The sequence below is a fragment of the Kocuria sp. CPCC 205231 genome (genome assembly GCF_040980965.1).
Taxonomy (GTDB): Bacteria; Actinomycetota; Actinomycetes; order Actinomycetales; family Micrococcaceae; genus Kocuria; species Kocuria rosea.
This window is the reverse complement of record NZ_JAVKPP010000003.1, coordinates 266,857-287,985: the sequence shown is the minus strand read 5'-3', so window position 1 is coordinate 287,985 and position 21,129 is coordinate 266,857. Positions and strand designations below refer to the sequence as shown.

The 21,129-nt window shown below is 72.6% G+C and carries 14 protein-coding genes; 4 read left to right on the top strand and 10 right to left on the bottom strand.

Annotation, left to right across the window (positions count from 1 at the left end):
* Window positions 1-2: 2 nt before the first annotated feature.
* The 5 genes from RF640_RS04565 to RF640_RS04545 form a co-directional block, all read right to left on the bottom strand.
* Window positions 3-2,345, bottom strand: coding sequence for a DEAD/DEAH box helicase (locus RF640_RS04565; RefSeq protein ID WP_368826771.1), 2,343 nt, complete (start codon window positions 2,343-2,345; stop codon window positions 3-5).
* 141 nt (window positions 2,346-2,486) lie between these two features.
* Window positions 2,487-4,286, bottom strand: a complete 1,800-nt coding sequence (locus RF640_RS04560; RefSeq protein WP_368826769.1) for an alpha-glucosidase — start codon at window positions 4,284-4,286, stop codon at window positions 2,487-2,489.
* Window positions 4,283-5,191 (bottom strand): carbohydrate ABC transporter permease, encoded by a 909-nt coding sequence (locus tag RF640_RS04555; protein WP_176337851.1) that lies wholly within the window; start codon window positions 5,189-5,191, stop codon window positions 4,283-4,285. Before RF640_RS04555 ends, RF640_RS04560 begins: the two co-directional genes overlap by 4 nt.
* The gene (locus tag RF640_RS04550) at window positions 5,191-6,126 is read right to left on the bottom strand and encodes a carbohydrate ABC transporter permease (protein WP_176337850.1); all 936 of its coding nucleotides are present in this window, start codon (window positions 6,124-6,126) and stop codon (window positions 5,191-5,193) included. Before RF640_RS04550 ends, RF640_RS04555 begins: the two co-directional genes overlap by 1 nt.
* Window positions 6,123-7,493 carry an ABC transporter substrate-binding protein gene (locus RF640_RS04545; RefSeq protein ID WP_368826766.1) on the bottom strand — a complete coding sequence of 457 codons (1,371 nt, stop codon included), beginning with the start codon at window positions 7,491-7,493 and terminating at the stop codon, window positions 6,123-6,125. Before RF640_RS04545 ends, RF640_RS04550 begins: the two co-directional genes overlap by 4 nt.
* Before the next feature lie 82 nt (window positions 7,494-7,575).
* Between RF640_RS04545 and RF640_RS04540 the strand changes: the two genes are divergently transcribed.
* Window positions 7,576-8,766 (top strand): ROK family protein, encoded by a 1,191-nt coding sequence (locus RF640_RS04540; RefSeq protein ID WP_368826764.1) that lies wholly within the window; start codon window positions 7,576-7,578, stop codon window positions 8,764-8,766.
* Between the two features lie 70 nt (window positions 8,767-8,836).
* Here the strand turns inward: RF640_RS04540 and RF640_RS04535 are convergent, their stop codons facing one another.
* The 5 genes from RF640_RS04535 to RF640_RS04515 all read right to left on the bottom strand — a co-directional run bounded on the left by RF640_RS04535 (window position 8,837) and on the right by RF640_RS04515 (window position 17,602).
* Window positions 8,837-11,905: a glycoside hydrolase family 2 TIM barrel-domain containing protein gene (locus tag RF640_RS04535; RefSeq protein ID WP_368826762.1), complete on the bottom strand. Its 3,069-nt coding sequence runs from the start codon at window positions 11,903-11,905 to the stop codon at window positions 8,837-8,839.
* A gap of 81 nt (window positions 11,906-11,986) precedes the next feature.
* Window positions 11,987-13,399 carry a sugar ABC transporter substrate-binding protein gene (locus tag RF640_RS04530; protein WP_368826760.1) on the bottom strand — a complete coding sequence of 471 codons (1,413 nt, stop codon included), beginning with the start codon at window positions 13,397-13,399 and terminating at the stop codon, window positions 11,987-11,989.
* A 9-nt stretch (window positions 13,400-13,408) separates the two neighbouring features.
* Window positions 13,409-14,392: a carbohydrate ABC transporter permease gene (locus RF640_RS04525; RefSeq protein ID WP_081994276.1), complete on the bottom strand. Its 984-nt coding sequence runs from the start codon at window positions 14,390-14,392 to the stop codon at window positions 13,409-13,411.
* A gap of 15 nt (window positions 14,393-14,407) precedes the next feature.
* Window positions 14,408-15,349, bottom strand: a complete 942-nt coding sequence (locus RF640_RS04520) for a carbohydrate ABC transporter permease (protein ID WP_035925052.1) — start codon at window positions 15,347-15,349, stop codon at window positions 14,408-14,410.
* Window positions 15,350-15,358: 9 nt separating this feature from the next.
* On the bottom strand, window positions 15,359-17,602 hold the full coding sequence (locus tag RF640_RS04515) for an alpha-galactosidase (protein WP_368826757.1): 2,244 nt from the start codon (window positions 17,600-17,602) through the stop codon (window positions 15,359-15,361).
* Window positions 17,603-17,796: 194 nt separating this feature from the next.
* Here RF640_RS04515 and RF640_RS04510 point away from each other — a divergent pair, with 194 nt between their 5' ends.
* Genes RF640_RS04510 through galK form a run of 3 tightly spaced genes read left to right on the top strand, consistent with a single transcriptional unit; the run spans window position 17,797 to window position 20,977 of the window.
* On the top strand, window positions 17,797-18,582 hold the full coding sequence (locus RF640_RS04510; protein ID WP_368826755.1) for a DeoR/GlpR family DNA-binding transcription regulator: 786 nt from the start codon (window positions 17,797-17,799) through the stop codon (window positions 18,580-18,582).
* Window positions 18,579-19,721, top strand: a complete 1,143-nt coding sequence (galT, locus tag RF640_RS04505) for a galactose-1-phosphate uridylyltransferase (RefSeq protein ID WP_251355430.1) — start codon at window positions 18,579-18,581, stop codon at window positions 19,719-19,721. The genes RF640_RS04510 and galT overlap by 4 nt, the downstream gene beginning before the upstream one ends.
* Window positions 19,718-20,977: a galactokinase gene (gene galK / locus RF640_RS04500; protein ID WP_368826753.1), complete on the top strand. Its 1,260-nt coding sequence runs from the start codon at window positions 19,718-19,720 to the stop codon at window positions 20,975-20,977. Before galT ends, galK begins: the two co-directional genes overlap by 4 nt.
* The last annotated feature ends 152 nt before the right edge of the window (window positions 20,978-21,129 follow it).

The window sequence follows — 21,129 nt, the reverse complement described above, 5'->3', positions numbered from 1 at the left end:
ACTCAGGCGCGGGGGGCGTCGTGCAGCACCGCGTCGATCAGCCGCACGGCGCCGGCCTTGTCCAGCGGGTTGTTGCGGTTGCCGCACTTCGGCGACTGCACGCAGGACGGGCACCCGTGCTCGCACTCGCACGAGGAGATCGCCTCCCGGGTGGCGCCCAGCCACGCGACGGCCGTGGCGTAGCCGCGCTCCGCGAACCCCGCCCCGCCCGGATGGCCGTCGTAGACGAACACCGTGGGCAGCTCCGTGTCGGCGTGCAGCGCGGTCGAGAGCCCGCCCACGTCCCAGCGGTCGCACGAGGCCACGAGCGGCAGCAGGCCGATCGCGGCGTGCTCGGCCGCGTGCAGCGCCCCGGGGACGTCGGGCTCCTCGATCCCCGCGCCGGTCAGCACGGGGCCCGGCACGGTGAACCACACGGACTTCGTGAACAGGTCGCGGGCCGCGAGGTCCAGGGGCTCCTCGCCCAGCACCTCGTTGGAGATCACGGCCTTGCGCTGGAACGAGACCACCTTCGTGGTGACCTGCACCTGGCCGAAGTGGACGGTCACCGGCCCCCAGCGCTCCGAGCGCTCCTCGGCGACCACGCTCACCTGCGTGATGTCCCGCGCGGTGGTGTAGAAGTCGGGGTTCGCCCGCGTCACGGCGGCCACCGAGCCCGCCTCGTCGAGCTCGTCCACGATGTAGGTCCGGCCCTGGTGCACGTACACGGCCCCCGGGTGGGCCTGGTAGTGGGACTGGGGGGAGTCCATCGTGCCGAGCACCGCGCCGGTGTCCGTCTCGATGATCCGGATCGGCCCGCCGCCGTCCGAGCGCAGCGACACCATCCCGGCCGCGGACTGGGGGTGCGTCCAGAACCAGCCGTTCGGCCGGCGGCGCAGGTGCCCGCTCGCCACGAGCGAGCCGAGCACCTCCGGCGCGGTGGGTCCGAAGCTGTCGATCTCCTCCGCGCGCAGCGGCTGCTCGGCCGCGGCCGCGCACAGGTGCGGGGCCAGCACGTAGGGGTTGGAGGGGTCGAACACCGTGGCCTCGACGTCGACGTCGAAGATCGCCTCCGGATGGTTCACGAGGTACGTGTCGAGGGGGTCGTCCCCGGCCACGAAGGCGGCCAGGGCCTCCTGCCCGGCCCGGCCCGCCCGGCCGATCTGCTGGAAGAACGACGCCCGGGTGCCGGGCCACCCGGCCACGACCACGGCGTCCAGCCCGGCCACGTCGATGCCGAGCTCGAGCGCGGACGTGCTCGCGATCCCGAGCAGCCGCCCGTCCCGCAGCGCCTCCTCGAGCTCCCGGCGCTCCTCGGGGAGGAACCCGGAGCGGTAGGCCGCCACCCGGTGGGCCAGCGAGGGGTCGACCTCCTCCAGCTGCCGGTGGGCGATCTGGGCGATCGTCTCCGCGCCGCGGCGGGACTTGATGAACGCGATGGTGCGGACCTGGCGGAGCACCAGGTCGGTGAGCATGCCGGCGGTCTCGGCCAGGGCGGTGCGGCGCACCGGGGCGTCGTTCTCGCCGCCGCCGTCGGTCTGCTCCGGCTCCCAGAGCACCACGGTGACCGGTCCGTGCGGGGAGAAGTCCGTGGTCACCGGCGTCACCTCGGCCTCGGGGACGCCGACGAGGCGGGCGAAGGACGCGTGCGGCTCGAAGGAGGTCGCGGACGCCCCGATGAAGACGGGGTCCGCGCCGTAGAGACGGCAGATCCGGCGCAGCCGCCGCATGAGGTTGGCCACGTGCGAGCCGAAGACACCCCGGTAGGAGTGGGCCTCGTCCACCACGACGTACTTCAGGCGGCGGAAGAACCGGGACCAGCGCGCGTGGTTGGGCAGCACGCCGTAGTGCAGCATGTCCGGGTTGCACAGCACCACGTCGGCGTGGTCCCGGACCCACCGGCGCTCCGCGGGGTCGGTGTCGCCGTCGTAGGTCGCGGCACGCAGGGTCGGCAGGCCGAGGGCGTCCAGGCCCTTGAGCTGGTCGGCGGCCAGGGCCTTGGTGGGGGACAGGTACAGGGCCGTGGCCTCGTCCGGGTGGTGGATCATGCCCGGGTTCGCCAGCGCCGCGAGCCGGCCGCGGTGCACGGCGTCGGCCACGGGCGCCTGGTAGGCGAGGGACTTCCCGGACGCGGTCCCCGTGGCGACCACCACGTGCCGGGGGGCCAGCACCGCCTGGACCTGGTGCAGGTACGGCGCGTGCACGCCGAGCCGTTCCCAGGCCGCGACCACGTCCGGGTGCAGGTGCTCGGGCCACGGCGCCGTCACGGCGTCCCGGTCGGGGATCTCCCGGACGTGCCGCACCTGCTCCGGCGCGTCGCCGCGGCCGAGCAGTGGGATCAGGGAGACGTGGTCGGAGGACGGCACCGGTTCATTGTGCCACCGCCGCCCCGGCGGCCCCACCGGCGGGGCGGCCGCCGGGAGCCGCCAGGGCATCGGCGCGCGGTGCTGCCCCGGCGGCTCCGTGCGGCGCCGCTGCGCGGTGGCGCCCTGCCGCTGCGGCGCGTCTCAGCCCTGCGTCGCCGCGCCCCGGGTCCGCCGGTGCACGCGGGCCTCCCACGGCCGCAGCAGCCCCTCGTCGCCGGGGACCACGCCGTCGGGGCGGTTGCCGATCAGCAGCTCGGCACCGGCCCAGCCCTCGGGCAGGTCGGTGCGGACCTCCTCGCCCGAGACGTTGGCGAGCACCAGCAGCTCGACGTCCCCGAGCCGCCGGGTGAAGGCGTAGAGCTGCTCGTGGTGGGGGGCCAGCATGGTGAAGTCGCCCAGGGCGACCACGGGCTCGGTGTGCCGCAGCTCGATGAGACGCCGGTAGTGGTGGAACACCGAGTGCGGCTCGGCCCGGGCGGTCTCGGCGTTGACCTCGTCGTGGTTCGGATTGACCGCGATCCACGGGGTGCCGGTGGTGAACCCGGCGTTCGCGCCCGCGGTCCACTGGACCGGGGTGCGGGCGTTGTCCCGGCTCGACCAGCGCAGTCCGCGCAGCACCCCGGCGGGGTCCGCGCCGGCGGCCACGGCGTGGCGGTAGTGGTTGACCGACTCGATGTCGCGGAAGTCCTCGATCGTCTCGAACGGTGCGTTGGTCATGCCCAGCTCCTCGCCCTGGTACACGTACGGCGTGCCGCGGTGCAGGTGCAGCAGGGTGGCCAGGCAGGTCGCGGAGGCCACCCGGTGCTCGGGGCTGTCGTCGCCGAAGCGGGAGACCGCGCGGGGCTGGTCGTGGTTGTTCCAGTACAGGGAGTTCCAGCCGACCTCCTCCAGGCCCTCCTGCCAGCGGCCCAGCGAGGCCTTCAGATCCGTCAGGCGCAGCGGCTCGGGGTCGAACTTCCCGCCCGGGCCGTGGTCGAGGCCCACGTGCTCGAACTGGAAGACCATGTCCACCTCGGCGCGGGCCGGATCGGTGAAGAGCTGGGCCTGCTCCACGGTGACGCCGGGCATCTCGCCCACCGTGATGAGCTCGGCGTCCCGGCCGGCGAAGACCTCGCGGTGCATCTCCTGGAGGAACTCGTGGATCCGGGGACCGCAGAGGAAGGACGCCGACCCGTCGCCCCAGGGCGTCCCGTCCACCGGGGGCCCGTCGTGCAGGTGGCCGTCCTCGGCGACGTCCTTGCTGATCATGTTGATGACGTCCATGCGGAAGCCGTCCACGCCGCGGTCCAGCCACCAGCGCATCATGGCGTGGACGGCCTGCCGCACCTCGGGGTTCTCCCAGTTGAGGTCCGGCTGCTTCCGCGAGAACAGGTGCAGGTAGTACTCGCCCGAGGCCTCGTCGTACTCCCAGGTCGAGCCCGAGAAGGCGCTCTGCCAGTTCGTCGGCTCCGCGCCCGGGGCGCCGGCCTCCATGCCTCGGCGCGGGGCCCGCCACCAGTACCAGTCCCGTTTCGGCGAGTCCGGCGAGGAGCGGGACTCGACGAACCACGGGTGCTCGTCGGAGGTGTGGTTCACCACGAGGTCCATCACCAGTTTCATGCGGCGGGCGTGCACCGCCCCGAGCAGCTCGTCGAACTGCTCGAGGGTGCCGAAGACCGGGTCGATGTCCTGGTAGTCGCTGATGTCGTAGCCGTTGTCGTCCTGCGGGGACGAGTAGATCGGGGACAGCCAGACGACGTCCACGCCCAGGTCCTGCAGGTGGTCGAGGTGGGCGATGATGCCGCCGAGGTCGCCGATCCCGTCGCCGTCGGAGTCCGCGAAGGAGCGGGGGTAGATCTGGTAGACGACCGCGTCGGTCCACCACGCGGGGGTGTCCCCGGCGCCGCTGCCGGTGCCGGGCCGCTGCGCGGTGATGTCCTGCTGCTGGGTGCGGGTGCTCATTTGACTGCTCCTCGGGTGACGCCGGAGATGACCCACCGCTGGGCGAAGACGTAGACCACGAGCAGCGGTGCCATCGCCATCAGGTAGGACGCGAACGCGACGGTGTAGTTGGTCTGGAACTGGGACTGGAAGACGTACTGGACGAGCGGCAGGGTCGCCTGCTGCGGGTCGGAGACGATTATGAGGGGGAGCAGGAAGTCGTTCCACGCCCACAGGCAGGTCAGGATGCCGACCGTGGCGTTCATGGGCGTGAGCAGCGGGAAGACGACCCGCCAGAAGACTCCCCACGTGCCCGCACCGTCCATCCTCGCCGCCTCCTCGAGCTCGACGGGGATGGAGCGGATGTAGGCGGTGAAGATGAAGATGTTGAAGGACAGGCCGTAGACCACGTAGAGCAGGACCAGGCCGGCGGGATTGTCGAGGCCCAGGGCGGCGGTCTGCTTCGCCACGGGCAGCATGAGGATCGGGAAGGGCACGAACAGCGCGGAGATGAAGTAGAAGAACAGGCCCTTGAAGAAGCGCCGGTGCATGTTGCGGGCGATCGCGTACGCCACCATCGAGTTCGTCAGGAGCGTGAGCACCACCGCGGAGACGGTGATCAGGGCGCTGTTGAGCGCGGCCCGCGGGAAGTCCGTCAGCGTCCACGCGTCGGCGAAGTTCGCCCACCGCACCTCCGTGGGGAGGGCGAAGCCGCTGCCGCCGAGCTGGTCGGGGGTCTTCAGGGCGGTGATCACCGTGAAGTACAGCGGCACGAAGACGGTCAGGGCCAGGACGACCAGCAGCGCGGTCAGCCACCAGTTCACCCGGCCTCCCTCGGGCCGCCGGCGGCCGGACCGCCGGGACCGGGCCGGGAGGGTGGTTGCGGCGGTGCCGCTGGGCGGGGCGGAGACGTTGGTGGAGGACATCAGGCGGACACCTCTTCGCGCTGGAGGACTCGGAGCTGGACGACGGCGAAGACCACCAGCACGATCATGAACACGACCGCGTTGGCGATCTGGTAGCCGTACTCGCCGCCCTGGAACCCGCCCCGGTAGATGAGGACGGAGACGGACTCGGTCGCCGTTCCCGGCCCGCCGTTGGTCATGGCGATGATGTGGTCGAAGACCTGCAGGAAGTTCTTGAGCGAGAGCACCATGTTGAGCGTGAAGAACGCCCCGATCATGGGGAACGTGATGGACCAGAACCGCCGCCACGGCCCGGCGCCGTCGATGGCGGCGGCCTCGTAGAGCTCGGCCGGGATGGTCTGCAGCCCGGCGATGTAGATGATGATGTTGAACGCGACGGCCTGCCACACGGCGAGCACCACGATGCCGACCCAGGCCAGCTCGGGGTCGGCCAGGATCGACGTCGACAGCCGGTCGATCCCCAGGGCCGCCCCGATGCTCGGCAGGGAGTTGGTGAGCAGGTAGTTGAACACGTAGCCGATCACCAGGACGGCCAGGATGTTGGGCACGAAGTAGATCCCGCGCAGGGTGTTCTTGAACTTGATCCGCCCCGTCAGGCCCACGGCCAGGGCCAGGGCGATGACGTTCACCAGCACGGTCGCCACGAGCGCGAATTGGAAGGTGAACAGGTACGCGGAGCGGACCCGCTCGTCGGTGAACAGCGCCGTGTAGTTGGACAGGCCCACGAAGTCCCACTCGCCGTAGCCCGGGGAGTCCGTGAAGCTGTAGAAGACACCCTGCAGCACGGGCACGGTGTGGAAGAGGAGGAAGAGCACGAGGGCGGGCAGCACCATCCAGTAGAAGGCGCGGCCGGGTCCCTTCCGGCGCCGGGCGGGCGCGGCGGCGGACGTGCCCGTGGACGGTGCGCCCTGCGCGCGGGCGGGTGCCGTGGTCATCGTGACTCCACCGCCCCGAGGCCCCAGGTGCGCCGGTCGGCGACCCTGTCCCAGCTCTCGTCGAGGTTCCCCAGGAAGGCCTCCTGGTCGCGGTCGATGAGGTACTGCTGCAGCAGCGACCCCAGGGGGACGGCGGGGATGAACTGGTGGTCGAAGAAACCCACGATGCGCTCCTGGTCGATGTAGGGCTGGACCCCGGCGAGCGCGGGGTCGTCGTTGGACATGCCCTCGAGGGTCGGGATGGCCGTCTGCTCCTCGGCGTAGGCCTGGACGACCTCCGGCTGCATGAGGAAGTCGACGAAGCGCCGGACCTCTTCGGGGTGCTCGGTGTCCGCGCCGGCGGTGACGACCACGTCCACCCCCGAGACCAGGACGGTCTCGGCGGGGTCGTTCGTGGCGGGCAGCGCGAAGCTGCCGATGGTGAACTCGGGCTCGAACGAGCGGATCTGGGGTACGGCGTAGTTGCCCAGCAGCAGCATCGCCGACTCGCCCCGGGCGAAGGCGGCGGTGCCGTCCTCGTAGCCGGTGGCCACCGGGTCGGGCTGGGTGTGGTCGAAGAGGGTCGCCAGCTTCTGCGCGGCCTCCGGCCACTCCTCCCGGAAGGAGCTCCCGCCCGCGAAGCGCTGCTCCCAGAAGTCCTCCGGGACGGTCTGCGGGACGAGCGGCGCGAGCGGCGCCTGGGCGGTCCAGGCGTCGGCGAGCATCCCGTAGAAGGGGGTGACCCCGGCGGCCTCGAAGGTCTCCGCGGCGGCGATCAGCTCGTCCCACGTGCGGGGCACCTCCACGCCGTGCTCGGCGAAGAGCTCCTCGTTGTAGAGCACCCCGGAGGCGTTGGCGGCGAAGGGCACCCCGTTGACGGCATCCGGCGTGCTCGCGCCCAGGTCGCGGACGACGTCCGCGTACGCCGGGTTGACGTCCTCGAGCGCGGGGGTGCCGGCGAAGTCGGCAAAGATCCCGGCGGAGGCGAGCTCGCCGAAGGTCGAGTTGGCGTTGAGGGTCAGGACGTCGGGCACGTCCTCCTTGACCAGGCGGGTGCGCAGGGCCGTCTCGGGGTCCGGGACGTTGTCCACGACCACGCGCACGTCCGGGTTCTCGGCCTCGAACTGCCGGGCGAGGTCCTCGAAGTAGGCGACGGCCTCGGGCTTGAACTGGAAGAAGGTGATCGTGGTGGGGGCGTCGGCGTCCGCGGCGCAGCCGGTCAGCAGCAGGGCGCACACGGCCGTCGCGGTCCATCTCCGCGCGGAGCGGCGCCGTGGCGCGATCACGGCCGCACCGGTGCCGGGCGGGCGGGCGGGGGCGGCGGGGCGGGGTTCTCGCTCATGGTTCTCCTCGGGCGGGGCGACGACGGGCGACAGGCGGTCCTGCACTGCGCGTTCTATAAATACACGGCTTAGATTTATTATCTGGACTATTATGTGGATCACAGTTCGGGAGAGTCAAGGGGTTCAGGTGGGTCGTACGGGAACATCGCCGCAGCTGCTGCGCCGGACCAACACGGTCGCGGTCCTGGAGGTGATGCGCGAGGCGGGCGTCGTCACCGTCACGGAGCTCATCGCCGCCACCGGCCTGGTGCGCACCACCGTCATCGCCGTGTGCGACGACCTGCTGCGGATGGGCTGGATCGAGGAGCTCGAGGGGGCCTCCGACGCCCAGGTCGGCCGGCCCGCCCGCCGCTTCCGGTTCCGGGACCGGGCGGGCTTCGTGGTGGGCGTGGACGTCGGCGAGGCCAAGACCACCGCCGTGGTGGCGGACCTGCGGGGCCGCGTCCTGGGGCGCACGACCCGTGCCTTCGCCGACCCCGCCCCGGCACGGCGCCTGGCCACCGTGGACGACGCCGTCGACGGCGCGCTCGCGGACGCGTCCGTCGTCCCGGGGTCGGTGCTGGCCGCCGCGGTGGGGATCGCCGCGCCCGTTGACCGCGGCGGCAGGATCTCCCACGGCCAGCCGTTCTGGGCGGCCTTCGACCTCGGGCTCGAGACCCGGCTGGAAGAGCGCCGCGGGTGGCCCGCCCTGCTGGCCAACGACGCCAACCTCGCGGCGATGGCCGAGCGCTGGCGCGGGGCTGCTGCCGGGGTGGACGACCTCGTGGTGATGCTGGCGGGGGAGCGGATCGGCACCGGGGTGATGGAGGCCGGCCGTCTCCTGCACGGCCGCTCCGGCGCGGCGGGCGAGCTCGGCAGCCTGACCCTGGTCGAAGGGGTCGGCAGCCCGGACGGCATCGCCGCGCTGTGTCGGGCGTGGGGTGCCGAGGCGGTGCGGCCCGGGGCGCCGGAGACCGCGCTCCGGGAGCTGGCCGGGCCGTCCGGGGCCGTCGAGGCGGAGGCGGTGTTCCGTGCCGCCGCGGGCGGCGACGAGGTCGCGCAGCAGATCCTCGATCGCCTCGCCGAGCGGCTCGCGCGGGTCATCGGCCTGCTGGGCACGCTCTTCGACCCGGAACTGGTGGTCATCGCCGGTGCCGTGGCCGAGTCCGCGGGCGCGCTGCTGGGACGGATCGAGGACCTGCTGCCCCGCTTCACCGCCACGCCCCCGCGGGTGGCGGTCTCGGTGCTCGGGGAATCGGTGGTCTCCGTGGGGGCAGTCCGTCTGGCCCTGGACCACGTGGAGCGCCACGCCCTGGACCTGGAGCTCGCCGGCCGCTGAGGCTCAGGTGGCGGCCGAGGTCCGCCGTCCCCGGCGCGCCCGAGGACTGTCGCGAGGCCCCGCAGCGTGCTCACCGGGCAGGCCGTCTCCGCACGGTGTCGGGTGCCTCGGGCTCGAGGACCAGGTCGAGCCGGGCGCTGCGGGCGTGCAGCCGCGCCGAGCGTGCGACGTCGACGCCGCAGGAGCGGCTGCCGAGACCGTGGTGGCCGACGTCGAGGTGCAGGAACCAGTCGCGTCCGGCGGTGTCCGGCAGCTCGTGCGGGTGGGCCGCAGCCATGAGCTCCTCATCCCGGTATGGAGTGAGCGTCCACTGCAACCCCCGGGGAGCGGGCGCTCCGTCCAGTTCGGTGCTCAGGGTCTGCAGCCGCAGGCGGGTGCCGTCGGCCAGTGGAATGCTGAGCCGGTGCGCGCGGGCGCGGTTGCCCGAGGCCTGCGGGCGGGCGCCGGGATCGGCCAGGCCCCGGGCCGGAAGGCGGTGCGTGCCGTACCGCGCGGCGGCGCAGGCATCGGGATAGGACTGGTGCGGGCCGTCGCCGTCGAACTTCACCTCCCCGTCGGGATCCACGGGCAGGGACAGGACACAGCCCACCCGCGCGAGGGGGACGTCCAGTTCGGGGAGCTGCCAGGACAGTTCCAGGCGCCGGGCGCCGGGGCGGTCCGTGGCGCTCCAGCGGTGGGTGAGCACGAACGGCGCGGTGCGCAGATCGGTGCCCGGTGCGGCCCACAGGGTGCGGACCGTGCCCGCCGGCGCGCCGGAATCGTGGGGCAGAGTGCGCGGCTGGAGACGGTGCAGACCGTGGTCCAGCCATCGCCGGGCCGTGGAGACCACGATGCCCGGCGTCGCCGTGGCGTCGCGGGGGTCGGTCCCGGTGTAGCCGTGCCAGTCCGTGTCGTCCCCGTCCGGGGACGGCCGCCACAGTTCGCGGGTCGGCTCGATGGTGCCGGCGTCGTTGTCCGTGGGCGCGCGGAAAACGCAGAGCACGGGACCGCGGACCCCGGACGGTGCCGTCGCGGCCGGCCCTGGTGTCCCGGAGGCGACGGCCGGCGGGCCGGTGAGCTGGGCGTCACGCCGTCGTGACCCGGCCACAGGACCGCGGGCCTCCACGGTGACCTCGAGGTGCTGCCCGGGTCCAGGGGCCACGGGCAGGGGCACGCGGCTGCTGCGGCGGGGCGGCAGGTCGCCCGCCTCCACCGTGCCCGTCCTGAGCGTCTCCACAGCGGTGCCGCGCAGCGTCCAGTGCAGCCGCAGGCCTGTGAGCACGGTGTGGTCGTACCCGTTGCCGACCACCGCGTGCCCGGGGTCGAGCTCGAGGCGCAGCGGGTCGATCACCGCCGCGTACTCGAGCAGTCCCGGGCCGGGGAGGCCGTCGGCGGTGCACAGTCCGTCGAGCACGAAGCTGCCGTCGTGCAGGGGCTCCCCGAAGTCGCCGCCGTAGGCGAGCACCGGGGAGCCGTCGGGTGTGACGGTGGTGATGCCGTGGTCCTTCCACTCCCAGACGAAACCGCCGCACGCGCGGGGGTGGGTCCGGAAGATCTCCTCGTAGTCGGCCAGGCCACCGGGGCCGGTGCCCATGGCGTGGGCGTACTCGCACAGCACGAACGGCATCCGGGCGATCCGGTTTGACCCGGCAGCGTCCGTGGAGGGCACGGGCTCGCCGGCGGCGATGCTGCGGGTCTCGCGCGGCGCCGGGTACATGCGGGAGTAGACGTCGGTGTACGCGGCGTCGTGGTCGCCCTCGTAGTGCACGGGGCGGTCGTCGTGCCGGCGCAGCCAGTCGGCGGCGGCCGCGAGGTTCGCGCCGGTGCCCGACTCGTTGCCGAGGGACAGCATCACCACGCTCGCGTGGTTCTTGTCCCGGTGCCACATCCGGGCCGTGCGGTCGAGGTAGGCCCCTCGCCAGGCAGGGTCGTCCGAGGGGTTGCGCGCCCAGCCCTGCTGCACGAAGCCGTGGGTCTCGAGGTCGCCCTCGAGGACGACCCACAGCCCCATCTCGTCGGCCAGGTCGAGGGCGTGGTGCGCCGGTGGATAGTGGCTGGTGCGCACCGCGTTGACGTGGTTCCCCTGCATGAGGCGGTACTCGTCGCGGGTGAAATCGGCATCCACGGCGCGGCCCCGGCGCGGGTGGAACTCGTGCCGGTTGACGCCGCGGAAGCGCACCGGGGCGCCGTCGACCTGCAGGACGCCGTCGGTGGAGATGGCGACGCGGCGGAATCCGGCGCGGTGGGTGACGAGCTGTCCCTGGGCGCGCAGGGCGACGTCGTAGAGGTGCGGGTCCTCGGCGGTCCAGGCGCGCACGACCCCGACGGGCAGCTCCACCCGGTCGGGGCCGTCCACGGTGGTGGAAAGGCCGAGCTCCGGGATCTCCACCTGCACCGGGAACGCGTCCGCGGGGGCCGTGATCCGGCAGCCCAGGACGCCCTCACCGGTGGCCGGGTCCCGGTCCGCGGTGAGGTGGACGTCGTCGATCCCGCCGTGCAGCTCGCCGAGCACGCGAACGTCGCGGAAGATGCCGGGCAGCCACCACTGGTCCTGGTCCTCGAGGTAGGACCCCGCGCTGAACTGGTGGACCCGCACCACCACGGTGTTCTCCCCGTCCCGGACGAGGTCGGTGACGTCGAACTCGTGGGTGAGCCGGGAGCCCATCGCCTGGCCGGCCCACCGTCCGTTCACCCACACCCGGAAGGCCGACTCGACGCCCTCGAAGCGCAGCAGCACGGCACGCAGGTCCGTCCTCGCGCCGCCGGTGAGATCGGCGAGCACGAAGCGCGTGCGGTGGTCGCCCGTCGGGTTGGCGTCCGGGACGTGCGGCGGGTCCACGGGGAAGGGGTAGACGACGTTGGTGTACCAGGGGGTGCCGAACCGCCGGTCCCCGTCGAGGTGCTCGAGCACCCAGTGGCCGGGGACGGGGATCCGGTCCGGCCAGGCGGTGTCCGGTGCTGTCGGGTCGGGGCAGGCCGAGACGGCGTCGGACGCCGAGGGGAACCAGCGGAAGTCCCACGCGCCCGCCAGAGAGAGCTCCGGCCGGTCGGAGGTGAGGTGCGCCCGCGGGGGCAACGACCCGCGGGATCCGTCGGGGTGGGTGAACCACCACGGGTCCACTCGGGCATCGGCGGTGCTGCCGGTGGTGCAGGGATGCATGGGTCTCGGTGCTCCGGGTCGGGGGTCGTCGTGGTCGGGAAGGGCTCCGCACCGGGAGGAGAGGTCCCGGAGCGGCTCGGGTCAGGAGTCGTCGGTCTCGTCGGTCTCGAAGAGGACGTTGATGGCTTCGTTCGTCTCCGCCAGGACGGATGCGGGCACCCGGTTCGCGTAGATGTCCTCCAGTGCCGGGGTCATCAGGGCCGAGACGTCTGCGCCGAACTTCGTGACGGGGAAGTAGACGGTGTTGCCCTCCTGGACCGGGGCGATGAACGGCTCGGGGTCGATGCCCATCTGCCGGTAGGCCTCCGCGGCGAGGGGCGTGGCGTCCTGGCGGGAGGGGAAGACGACACCGGCGCGGGCGACCTCCTGCTGGCACTGGGCCGAGCCCATGAACGCCGCCCACTGGGCCGCCCCCTCGGGGTTGTCGGTGTCCTTGACGATCGAGTCGGCCAGCCCGTTCAGCATGGTCGTGGCGGTGCCGTCGGGTCCCACGGGTGTGCGGGCGGTGCCCACGGGGAAGTCCTCGATGCCGGCGTAAGTGCTGATCATCCAGGCCCCGTCCAGGACCATGGCCGCCGATCCCGAGGCCAGCTGGGCGTTGACGCCCTCGGCCGCGTTGAACTGCCCGTAGTCGGGCATGTACCCCTTGTCGGACAGACCGAAGTACCAGTCGAGGGTCTCGTGCAGCGAGGGGTCGTCCAGGTTGTAGTGGTCTCCCCACAGCGGCTCGTTCGTGACCCGCCAGCCGTTGGAGGCGGCGAACGCCGACCACTGTCCCTGGCCGGCGGTGCTCCCGCCGGCCTCGGAGATGCCCAGGCCGTAGACGGCGACGTGGTCCTTGTCGAAGCCCGGTTCGTCGCCGCGGACGCCGTTCTCGTCCACGGTCAGGTGCGCCACGAGGTCCTCGAAGCTGCCGCCGTCCTCGGGGTTCCAGCTCCAGCCCTCGAGGTCCGCGGGGGTCAGGCCCGCCTCGGCGAGCAGCTCTTCGTTGTAGAAGGCGGCGACGGTGTCCCAGTCCTTGGGCGCGCCGTACTGGTGGCCGTCCGGGCCGGTCCACAGGTCCACGAGGCCGTCCTGGTAGTCCTCGGGGTCCAGCGCCGCGGTGGCAGGGTGCTCCTCCAGCGGGGCCAGGACCTCGAGCTCGGCGAACTGCGGGTACTTGGACACGTGGTTGGTGAACACGTCCGGGCCGGTGTCGGCGATGAACCCGGCCGTGAGCTTCGTCCAGTAGTCGCCCCACCCGGTCTGGGTGATGCGCACGTCCTGGTCCGGGTGCTCGGTCTCGAACATCTCGGCGCACTTCTGGTAGGCGGGCAGCTGGTTGGTGTCCCACATCCAGTAGTCGACGACGCCGGTGGCCGTGGCCTCGGCGTCCGGGTCCGCCCCGCACCCGGTGAGGGCGAGCAGCGGGACGGTGGAGACGGCCAGGGCCAGGCGCGTGCGGGTGCGTGGCGTGCGCCGGGGACGGTGGGAGAGTGCGGGGTTGCGTGTCATGGTGAGCTCCTACTTGATGCCGCTGAAGCCGATGGAGTTGACGACGCGCTTGGCGAAGACCGCGAAGAGCAGGATCATCGGCAGCGCGGCGATGAGGGTGGCGGCCATCAGACCCGCCCAGTCGGTGCCGGTCTGCGGGGACTGCGCCCGGAAGACGCCCAGGGCCACCGTGAGGACGCGGGAGGCGTCCGTGTAGGAGACCATCAGCGGCCAGAAGTAGTCGTTCCAGGCCGTCATGTACGTGAGGATGCCCAGGGTCGCCATCGGCGCCGCGGACATGGGCAGAATCACCCGGAAGAACACCCCGACCTTGGAGACGCCGTCCAGCAGGGCGGCCTCCTCGATCTCCGCGGGGACGTTCATGAAGAACTGCCGCAGGAAGAACACCGCGAACGGGGTCATGAACATCGTCGGCAGGGCGATGCCCAGCATGGAGTCCACCAGTCCCAGCTCCTTGATGAGCACGAAGTTGGGCAGCAGGGTGAAGATGGCCGGCACCATGAGTCCGGCGAGGAACAGGGCGAACATCCGGTCCCGCCCGGGCCACCGCAGCCGGGAGAAGGCGTAGGCGGCCATGGCCGAGAACAGCAGCTGGCCCGCGGTGATGAGCGTGGCCACCACCACGGAGTTCAGCAGGTAGCGCCAGAAGTTCAGCGACGTGCCGGAGCCGCCCTCGGCGAGGGCCTCCTCGGTGGACTGCATCCCCAGCACGCGTTCGAAGGCGCCCCAGGTGAACTCCGGGGGCAACCAGGAGGAGGGATCCGCCTGCAGCCCGGGATTCGTGGACAGCGCGGTGCGCAGCATCCAGTAGAAGGGGAACAGTGTGACGAGGACGACGGCGATCAGGAAGGCCCAGGCGAGCAGCCTGCCGGGGGTGATCCGGCGGCGGGCGGGGGCGGGGGTGTCCGCCGGGGCCGCGGTCACGGGCGCGGCGGCGCCCGTGGAACTGGGCGCGGCGCTTCCGGGTTGCGCTGGGGCTGGGGTCGGGTTCATCGGAGCTCCTCGGGATCAGGCCAGGTCCGTGGACCCGGCGCGGGTCAGACGGAACTGGAGGAAGGTGATGACGGCCAGGACCACGAGCAGGGCCACGGACATCGCCGAGGCGTAGCCGAACTGGAAGCGGCCGAAGGCCATGTCGTAGATGTAGAGCTGGAGCACGTTGGTGGCGTTGGCCGGCCCACCGGCGGTCGTCACGGCGACGGTGTCGAAGACCTGGAAGGACCCGATGACCGTCATGATGAGCACCAGCGCCAGGATGGGGCGCAGCAGGGGCAGGGTGATGGTGAAGAAGGTCCGGACCTCACCGGCCCCGTCGATGCGCGCCGCCTCGTAGACGGTCTGGGGCAGGGTCTGCAGACCCGCGAAGATCAGCAGGGCGGTGTAGCCCATGTGCCGCCACACGTTGATCAGCGCGATCGTGGGAATGGCCCAGGTCTCGTCGGAGAGGAAGCCGATCCGGTCCAGCCCCACCCACGAGATGACCTGGTTGGCCACCCCGAACTGGGTGTCGAGGATCCACAGCCACACGATCGCGGCGACCACGTTGGAGACCAGGTAGGGGGCGAGCACCACCCCGCGCAGGAAGGTGGACTGGGTGAGGTGGTGCATCATCAGCGCGATGAGCAGGGCGAACGTGGTCTGGATCCCGATGTTCAGCAGGACGTACTCCACCGTGACCAGCAGCGAGTCCCAGAAGATGGGGTCCTGCACGAGGCGTCGGTAGTTGGCCAGGCCCACGAACTCGGACGGGGTGAGCAGGTTGAAGCTGGTGAAGCTCAGCCAGATGCCCCGCACGGTGGGCCAGGCGAGGAAGACGAGGAAGCCGAGGAGGGCCGGGGCGATGAACAGCATCGCGATCCGGGTGTCCTGCCGGCCCCGCCGGCGTGCACCGCCGGCCTGGCCCGGAACGACCGGCGTGTCCGGTCGGCGGGAACGAGTGGTCGTGGACATGGGGCTACCTCAATCCTGGGGAGCGGGCTGGGTGGGATCCTGGGCCTCGAGCCGCAGGACGCGCAGGGTGTCCGGGGCCAGCCAGGGGGCGTGCACGCCCACGGTCTGCAGCGCCCGGCCGGACAGGACCACGCTCCTCTCGGTCGGCCACCACGGCGGGCGGCGGAACCCGTGCGGGTCCGCGCCGGGGGTGACGTCGCGCACCCGGTAGCGGAGCTCGGGGTCCAGGCCGCGCAGGCGGAACCGGCCCACGGGTTCGACGTCGGGCAGGGCGGCGCCGACGACGGCGAACAGCGCTTCCGAGCGGTCGGCGCTGACGACCCCGTGGATCCGCAGCGCGGGGTCGAAGGCGTCCAGGCGGACCATCCGGCCCGAGTGGAGCAGACCGCGGTGGTCCTTGTGGAAGGCGACCCACTCGGCGAGCTCGGCCGATTCCTGTTCGGTGGCCTGGGTGAGGTCCCACTCGATGCCGAGGTGGCCCCACACGGCGGTGCCGGCGCGGAAGTGCAGGGTGTGCATGCGCCCGGTGGTGTGCGAGGCGCCGGAGGCGACGTGGGCGCCCATGAGTTCGGCCGGGATGAGCTGCTGGGTCCACCGGTGCATCTGCTGGCGCTCGAAGGGATCGATGTCGTCGGAGGTCCACACCCTGTCGGTGTGCTCCAAGACCCCGAGGTCGACCCGGGCGCCGCCGGAGGAGCAGGACTCGATCTCCAGGTCCGGGAACCGCTCCTTGAGCTCGGCCATCAACCGGTAGGTCGCCAGGGTCTGGGCGTGCACCCCGGGGCGTCCGTCGGGGTGGGTGCCGGCCTCGAGCAGGTCGCGGTTGTGGTCCCACTTGAGGTAGGCGATCGGGTACTCGTCCAGGAGAGCCACCATCTGGTCGCGCACGTGCGCGTAGGCCTCCGGCACACCCAGATCGAGCACCTGCTGCCGGCGGGACTCGATGGGCAGGCGCCCGCCGGGGCCCATGATCCACTCGGGGTGGGCGCGGGCCACATCGGAGTCGGGGTTGACCATCTCGGGCTCGAACCACAGGCCGAACTCCATGCCGAGGTCGTTGACGTGGTCGATCAGCGGGGACAGGCCCTGCGGCCACACCTCGGGGGAGACCACCCAGTCGCCCAGTCCGGCGTTGTCGTCGCGGCGGGCGCCGAACCACCCGTCGTCGAGCACGTAGCGCTCCACGCCGGCGGCGGCCGCCCGGTCGGCCAGGGTAGAGAGCTTCTCGAGGCGGTGGTCGAAGTAGACGGCCTCCCACACGTTCAGCGTCACCGGACGGGGCCGGGCGGGGTGCTGGGGGCGGGCCCGGAGCCAGTCGTGGAAGCGCCCGGCCTGCTCGTCCAGCCCCCGCCCGTACACGCCGTACAGCCACGGGGTGGTGTAGCTCTCGCCCTGTCCGAGCGAGACCTCGCCCGGCAGCAGCAGCTCGGAGCCGCCCAGCACCTGCTGGCCGTCGTAGAGCCGTTCCGCCCACGTGCGGTGGTTGCCGGAGAACCCGGTGTGCAGGCCCCAGACCTCGCCGTCGGCGAAGCCGAAGCCCGGTTCGCCCACGGACAGGACGTAGGCGGCGTCGGCGCCGGTGCGGCCCTTGCGTCCTTCCCGGAGGTGCGTGCCCACGGTGAGCTCGCGCCGCTGGGGGGTCCGTTCCTTGCCCCAGTGCCCTGCGAAGTCCAGGATCTCCTTCGCGTGGGTGGGCAGGGGGAGCACGAGGCCCAGCTCCTGGACGCGGTAGGGACCCGGGGCGGTGTTCGTCAGCGTGGCGCGGGCCCGCAGCAGGCCCGAGGGCGTGAGCTCCAGCTCGATCGCCACGCGCAGGCCTGCGCCGGTGTCCTCCGCCGTCACGAGCAGGCGGGCCGCGCCGGCGCTCACCAGGGCGCCGTCGGCGAGGACCTCCTGCGGTTCCACCGGATCCAGCCGGGCCTCCGTGAGGTGCAGCAGCGGGGTCCACGCGGTGCCGTCCCGGTCACCCGCCAGTCCTGGCCGGCCGCTCCAGCCGGTGTGCAGACTCCCGAGCACGTCCGGGCGCATCGGCAGGTCCTGCCCGTTGGCCGTGCGGTGGGCCACCGCGGCCTCGACGAGCACGGCGGCCTCCTCGGCGTCGAGGCCGGGCAGTGCGGCGCCCCAGTGCACCACGGAGGGCAGCTGGGCCTCGGAGAGGTCGACCAGGACCGACACACCCCCGCTCGTGAGGTGGACCCGGCACGGTCCGGTGGGATCGAGGGCGGTGGTCGGCTCGAGGGTCGCAGCAGTCATGTCGGCTCCTGGGCGCTGATCGGGGTGGTGGGTTCGGGCACTCGATCGCAGTGGTGGATCGATGTGGTTCACGTCATAGTAGAAGCGACAGAATCAAACATCAACCCTGTTGAAAAGAACACCACGATGTTTGTATTGTGGGGCATGTCACCGATCCGGGGTCTCGACGGACCCCAGCCGAGCCAGGAGGCCCCATGACCGAGATGCTCCCCGACCGCCGACGGCGGGAGATCCTCGACCGCGTGCGCGCCTCCGGTGCGGTGCGGGTCGCGGACCTGGTCGCCGAGCTGGGCGTGTCCGACATGACGGTGCGCCGGGACCTGGACCGGCTGGCTCGGGACGGGGAGCTGCAGAAGGTCCACGGCGGGGCGAAGCTGCCGGCGGGATCCTCCGCGGCCGAGCCCGGATTCACGCACAAGTCCGAGCTGCAGCTGCCGGAGAAGGCGGCCATCGCCGCCGCCGCCGAGGCGATGGTGCGACCGGGCATGTCCGTCTCGCTGAACTCCGGGACCACCACCTTCGCGCTGGCCCGCGCCCTGCGCCGCGTCAGCGACATCACGGTGGTGACGAACTCCCCGCGGATCGCCGACGTGCTCCAGGACGCGCCCGCCACGGGACAGACGGTGGTCCTGCTGGGCGGGGTGCGCACCCCCTCGGACGCCCTGGTGGGCCCGCTGGCCACCGCGGCCCTGCGCACCCTGCACGTGGACCTGGCCTTCCTGGGCGTGCACGGGCTGTCCGAGCGCGACGGGCTGACCACTCCGAACATGATGGAGGCCGATATCAACCGCCTCTTCCTGGAGCGCTGCGACCGCAGCGTGGTGCTGGCCGACTCCACGAAGTGGGGCCTGTCCGGGCTCCACCGCATCGCCGGTCTCGACGAGGTCGACACGGTCGTGACCGACGACGGTCTGGGCGCCGCCGACCGCGAGACCCTGAGCCAGCACGTCCCCGACCTGCGACTGGAGCCCGTCCGATGACCTCTCCCGCCCCCGCCGAGCGCGCCGCCGCGCCGCTGTTCGCGCACCGGACCCACCACCTCGCCGACGGGCGGGAGGCCGTGTTCTTCTCCGACCGCGGCACCCCGCCCGTGGAGCACGTGGTGGACCGCCGGCCCCTGGACGCCCGCTCCGGCGGCGGTGAGGTGCGCTTCGACCGGCTGACGGGGGAGTGGGTGGCGGTGGCCGCCCACCGGCAGGCGCGCACCTACCTGCCCCCGGCCGACCAGTGCCCGCTGTGCCCGAGCGTGGGTGGGCGCGAGTCGGAGATCCCGGCGGAGGACTTCGACGTCGTCGTCTTCGAGAACCGCTTCCCCTCGCTGGGCCCGGAGCTGGCCGAGCTGCCGGACCCGCGGCAGGTGGGGGAGCGGTCCCTGTGGGGCGTCCCGTCCCCGGCCGTGGGGCGGTGCGAGGTGGTGGTGTTCACCCCGGAGCACCAGGGCTCCTTCGCGTCCCTGTCCTCCGAGCGGGCGCGCACCGTGGTGGAGGCCTGGGCCCAGCGCACCGAGGCGCTCTCGGCCATGGCCGGGGTCCGGCACGTATTCCCGTTCGAGAACCGGGGTGAGCAGATCGGGGTGACCCTGCACCACCCGCACGGGCAGATCTACGCCTACCCCTATCCGGCCCCGCACGCGGCGCGGCTCGCGGCCCGCTCCCGGGCGCACCTCGAGGCCACGGGGCGGACGCTGATGGGCGAGGTCCTGGCCGACGAGACCGCCGCGGGGGACCGGATGGTGCTGGCGGGCGAGCACTTCTCGGCCTATGTGCCCTACGCCGCGCGGTGGCCGCTGGAGGTCCACCTGGTCCCGCACCGCCGCGTCCCGGACCTGGCCGCGCTGACCGGGGCCGAGCGGGACGAGCTGGCGGTGGTGTACCAGGACCTGGTCCAGCGCGTGGACCGGCTCTACGACACGCCGACCCCCTACATCGCCGCCTGGCACCAGACCCCCGTGAATGCGGCGGACCGGGAGGCCGGCCGGTTGCACCTGCAGCTCACCAGCCCGCGCCGGGCCGAGGACAAGCTGAAGTTCCTGGCCGGCTCCGAGGCCGCCATGGGGGCGTTCATCAACGACGTCACCGCCGAGCAGACCGCCGCACGCCTGAGGGAGGCCGCACGATGACCGGACAGCACACCCCCCAGCCGGCCGCTCGGCAGGCAGGCCAGGACGACGCCGCCCGGGCGGAGGAGCTCTCCCGCCGCTTCACCGAGGTGTACGGCCACGCCCCGGACGGGGTGTGGCGTGCCCCGGGACGGGTGAACCTCATCGGGGAGCACACCGACTACAACGACGGCTTCGTGCTGCCCTTCGCCATCGACCGCTCGGCGATGGTCGCCGTCCGGCTGCGCCGGGACGCGGAGCAGGGGCGGCGGACCGGGCAGGGCGAGGACGCGATCCGGCACGACGTCGTCGACCTGGCCTCCACGTACGCCCCCGACGGCGGGGGGCTGTCCCGGGCCCGGTTCCGGATCCCCGGGCTCGCCCCCGGGGCGGTCGGCGGCTGGGGGGCGTACCCGGCCGGCGTGGTGCACGTGCTCGCCGGCCTCGACGGGGTGGAGGTGCCCGGGTTCGAGCTGCTGCTGGACTCGACCGTCCCCGTGGGCGCGGGCCTGTCCTCCTCGCACGCCGTGGAGGTCGCCACGATCGTGGCCCTGAACGACCTGCTCGGACTGGATCTGGACCGGCCGGCGATGGCGCGGCTGACGCAGCGGGCGGAGAACGAGTTCGTCGGCGCCCCGACCGGGATCATGGACCAGTCGGCCTCCCTGCGCGGCCGGGCCGGCGCGGCGCTGTTCCTGGACTGCCGCACCCAGGAGGCCGAGCTCGTGCCGCTGCCGGTGGCCCGGCACGGGCTCGCCGTCCTGGTGGTCGACACGAAGGTCGCCCACTCCCACGCCGACGGCGGCTACGCCGCCCGGCGCGCCTCCTGCGAGCGCGGGGCCGCCGCCCTCGGAGCGGTCTCCCTGCGCGACGTCCCGGACGGGACCGACCTGAGCGGACTGGACGAGGAGACCGCCCGCCGGGTCCGGCACGTGCTCAGCGAGAACCGCCGGGTCCTGGAGACGGTCCGGCGGCTGCAGGCCGGGGACGTCCGGGGCATCGGGGAGCTGCTGGTCGCCTCCCACGCCTCGATGCGGGACGACTACGAGATCTCCTGCCCCGAGCTCGACCTCGCCGTCGACGCGGCCCTGGCCGCCGGGGCCGCCGGCGCACGGATGACCGGCGGGGGCTTCGGCGGCTCCGCGATCGCCCTCGTGCCCGCGGCGCGGGCGGAGCAGGTCGGGAACGCGGTCGCCGAGGCCTTCGCGGACCGGGGTCACCGGGCGCCGGACGTCTTCGTCGTCGTGCCGGGGGAGGGTGCCGGTCGGGTGCGGTGAGGCGCGGATCCTCCGCAGGACGACGTCGGTGGCACCGCGTCACTGCTCCTCGGCCCCGGGCCCACTGGGTCCGGGGCCGGCGTCATCGCAGGGCGCACTCTTGACGTGCAGTGTGATCTGGATCATCCTTGTGTTCAAGATATAAACACAGT

Excerpts from the sequence above, each read along its gene's own strand:
- RF640_RS04515 (WP_368826757.1), bottom strand. The coding sequence starts at position 17,602 with ATGACTGCTGCGACCCTCGAGCCGACCACCGCCCTCGATCCCACCGGA.
- RF640_RS04560 (WP_368826769.1), bottom strand. The coding sequence starts at position 4,286 with ATGAGCACCCGCACCCAGCAGCAGGACATCACCGCGCAGCGGCCCGGC.
- galT (WP_251355430.1), top strand. The coding sequence starts at position 18,579 with ATGACCTCTCCCGCCCCCGCCGAGCGCGCCGCCGCGCCGCTGTTCGCG.
- RF640_RS04525 (WP_081994276.1), bottom strand. The coding sequence starts at position 14,392 with ATGAACCCGACCCCAGCCCCAGCGCAACCCGGAAGCGCCGCGCCCAGT.
- RF640_RS04535 (WP_368826762.1), bottom strand. The coding sequence starts at position 11,905 with ATGCATCCCTGCACCACCGGCAGCACCGCCGATGCCCGAGTGGACCCG.
- RF640_RS04520 (WP_035925052.1), bottom strand. The coding sequence starts at position 15,349 with ATGTCCACGACCACTCGTTCCCGCCGACCGGACACGCCGGTCGTTCCG.
- galK (WP_368826753.1), top strand. The coding sequence starts at position 19,718 with ATGACCGGACAGCACACCCCCCAGCCGGCCGCTCGGCAGGCAGGCCAG.
- RF640_RS04555 (WP_176337851.1), bottom strand. The coding sequence starts at position 5,191 with ATGTCCTCCACCAACGTCTCCGCCCCGCCCAGCGGCACCGCCGCAACC.
- RF640_RS04510 (WP_368826755.1), top strand. The coding sequence starts at position 17,797 with ATGACCGAGATGCTCCCCGACCGCCGACGGCGGGAGATCCTCGACCGC.
- RF640_RS04530 (WP_368826760.1), bottom strand. The coding sequence starts at position 13,399 with ATGACACGCAACCCCGCACTCTCCCACCGTCCCCGGCGCACGCCACGC.
- RF640_RS04550 (WP_176337850.1), bottom strand. The coding sequence starts at position 6,126 with ATGACCACGGCACCCGCCCGCGCGCAGGGCGCACCGTCCACGGGCACG.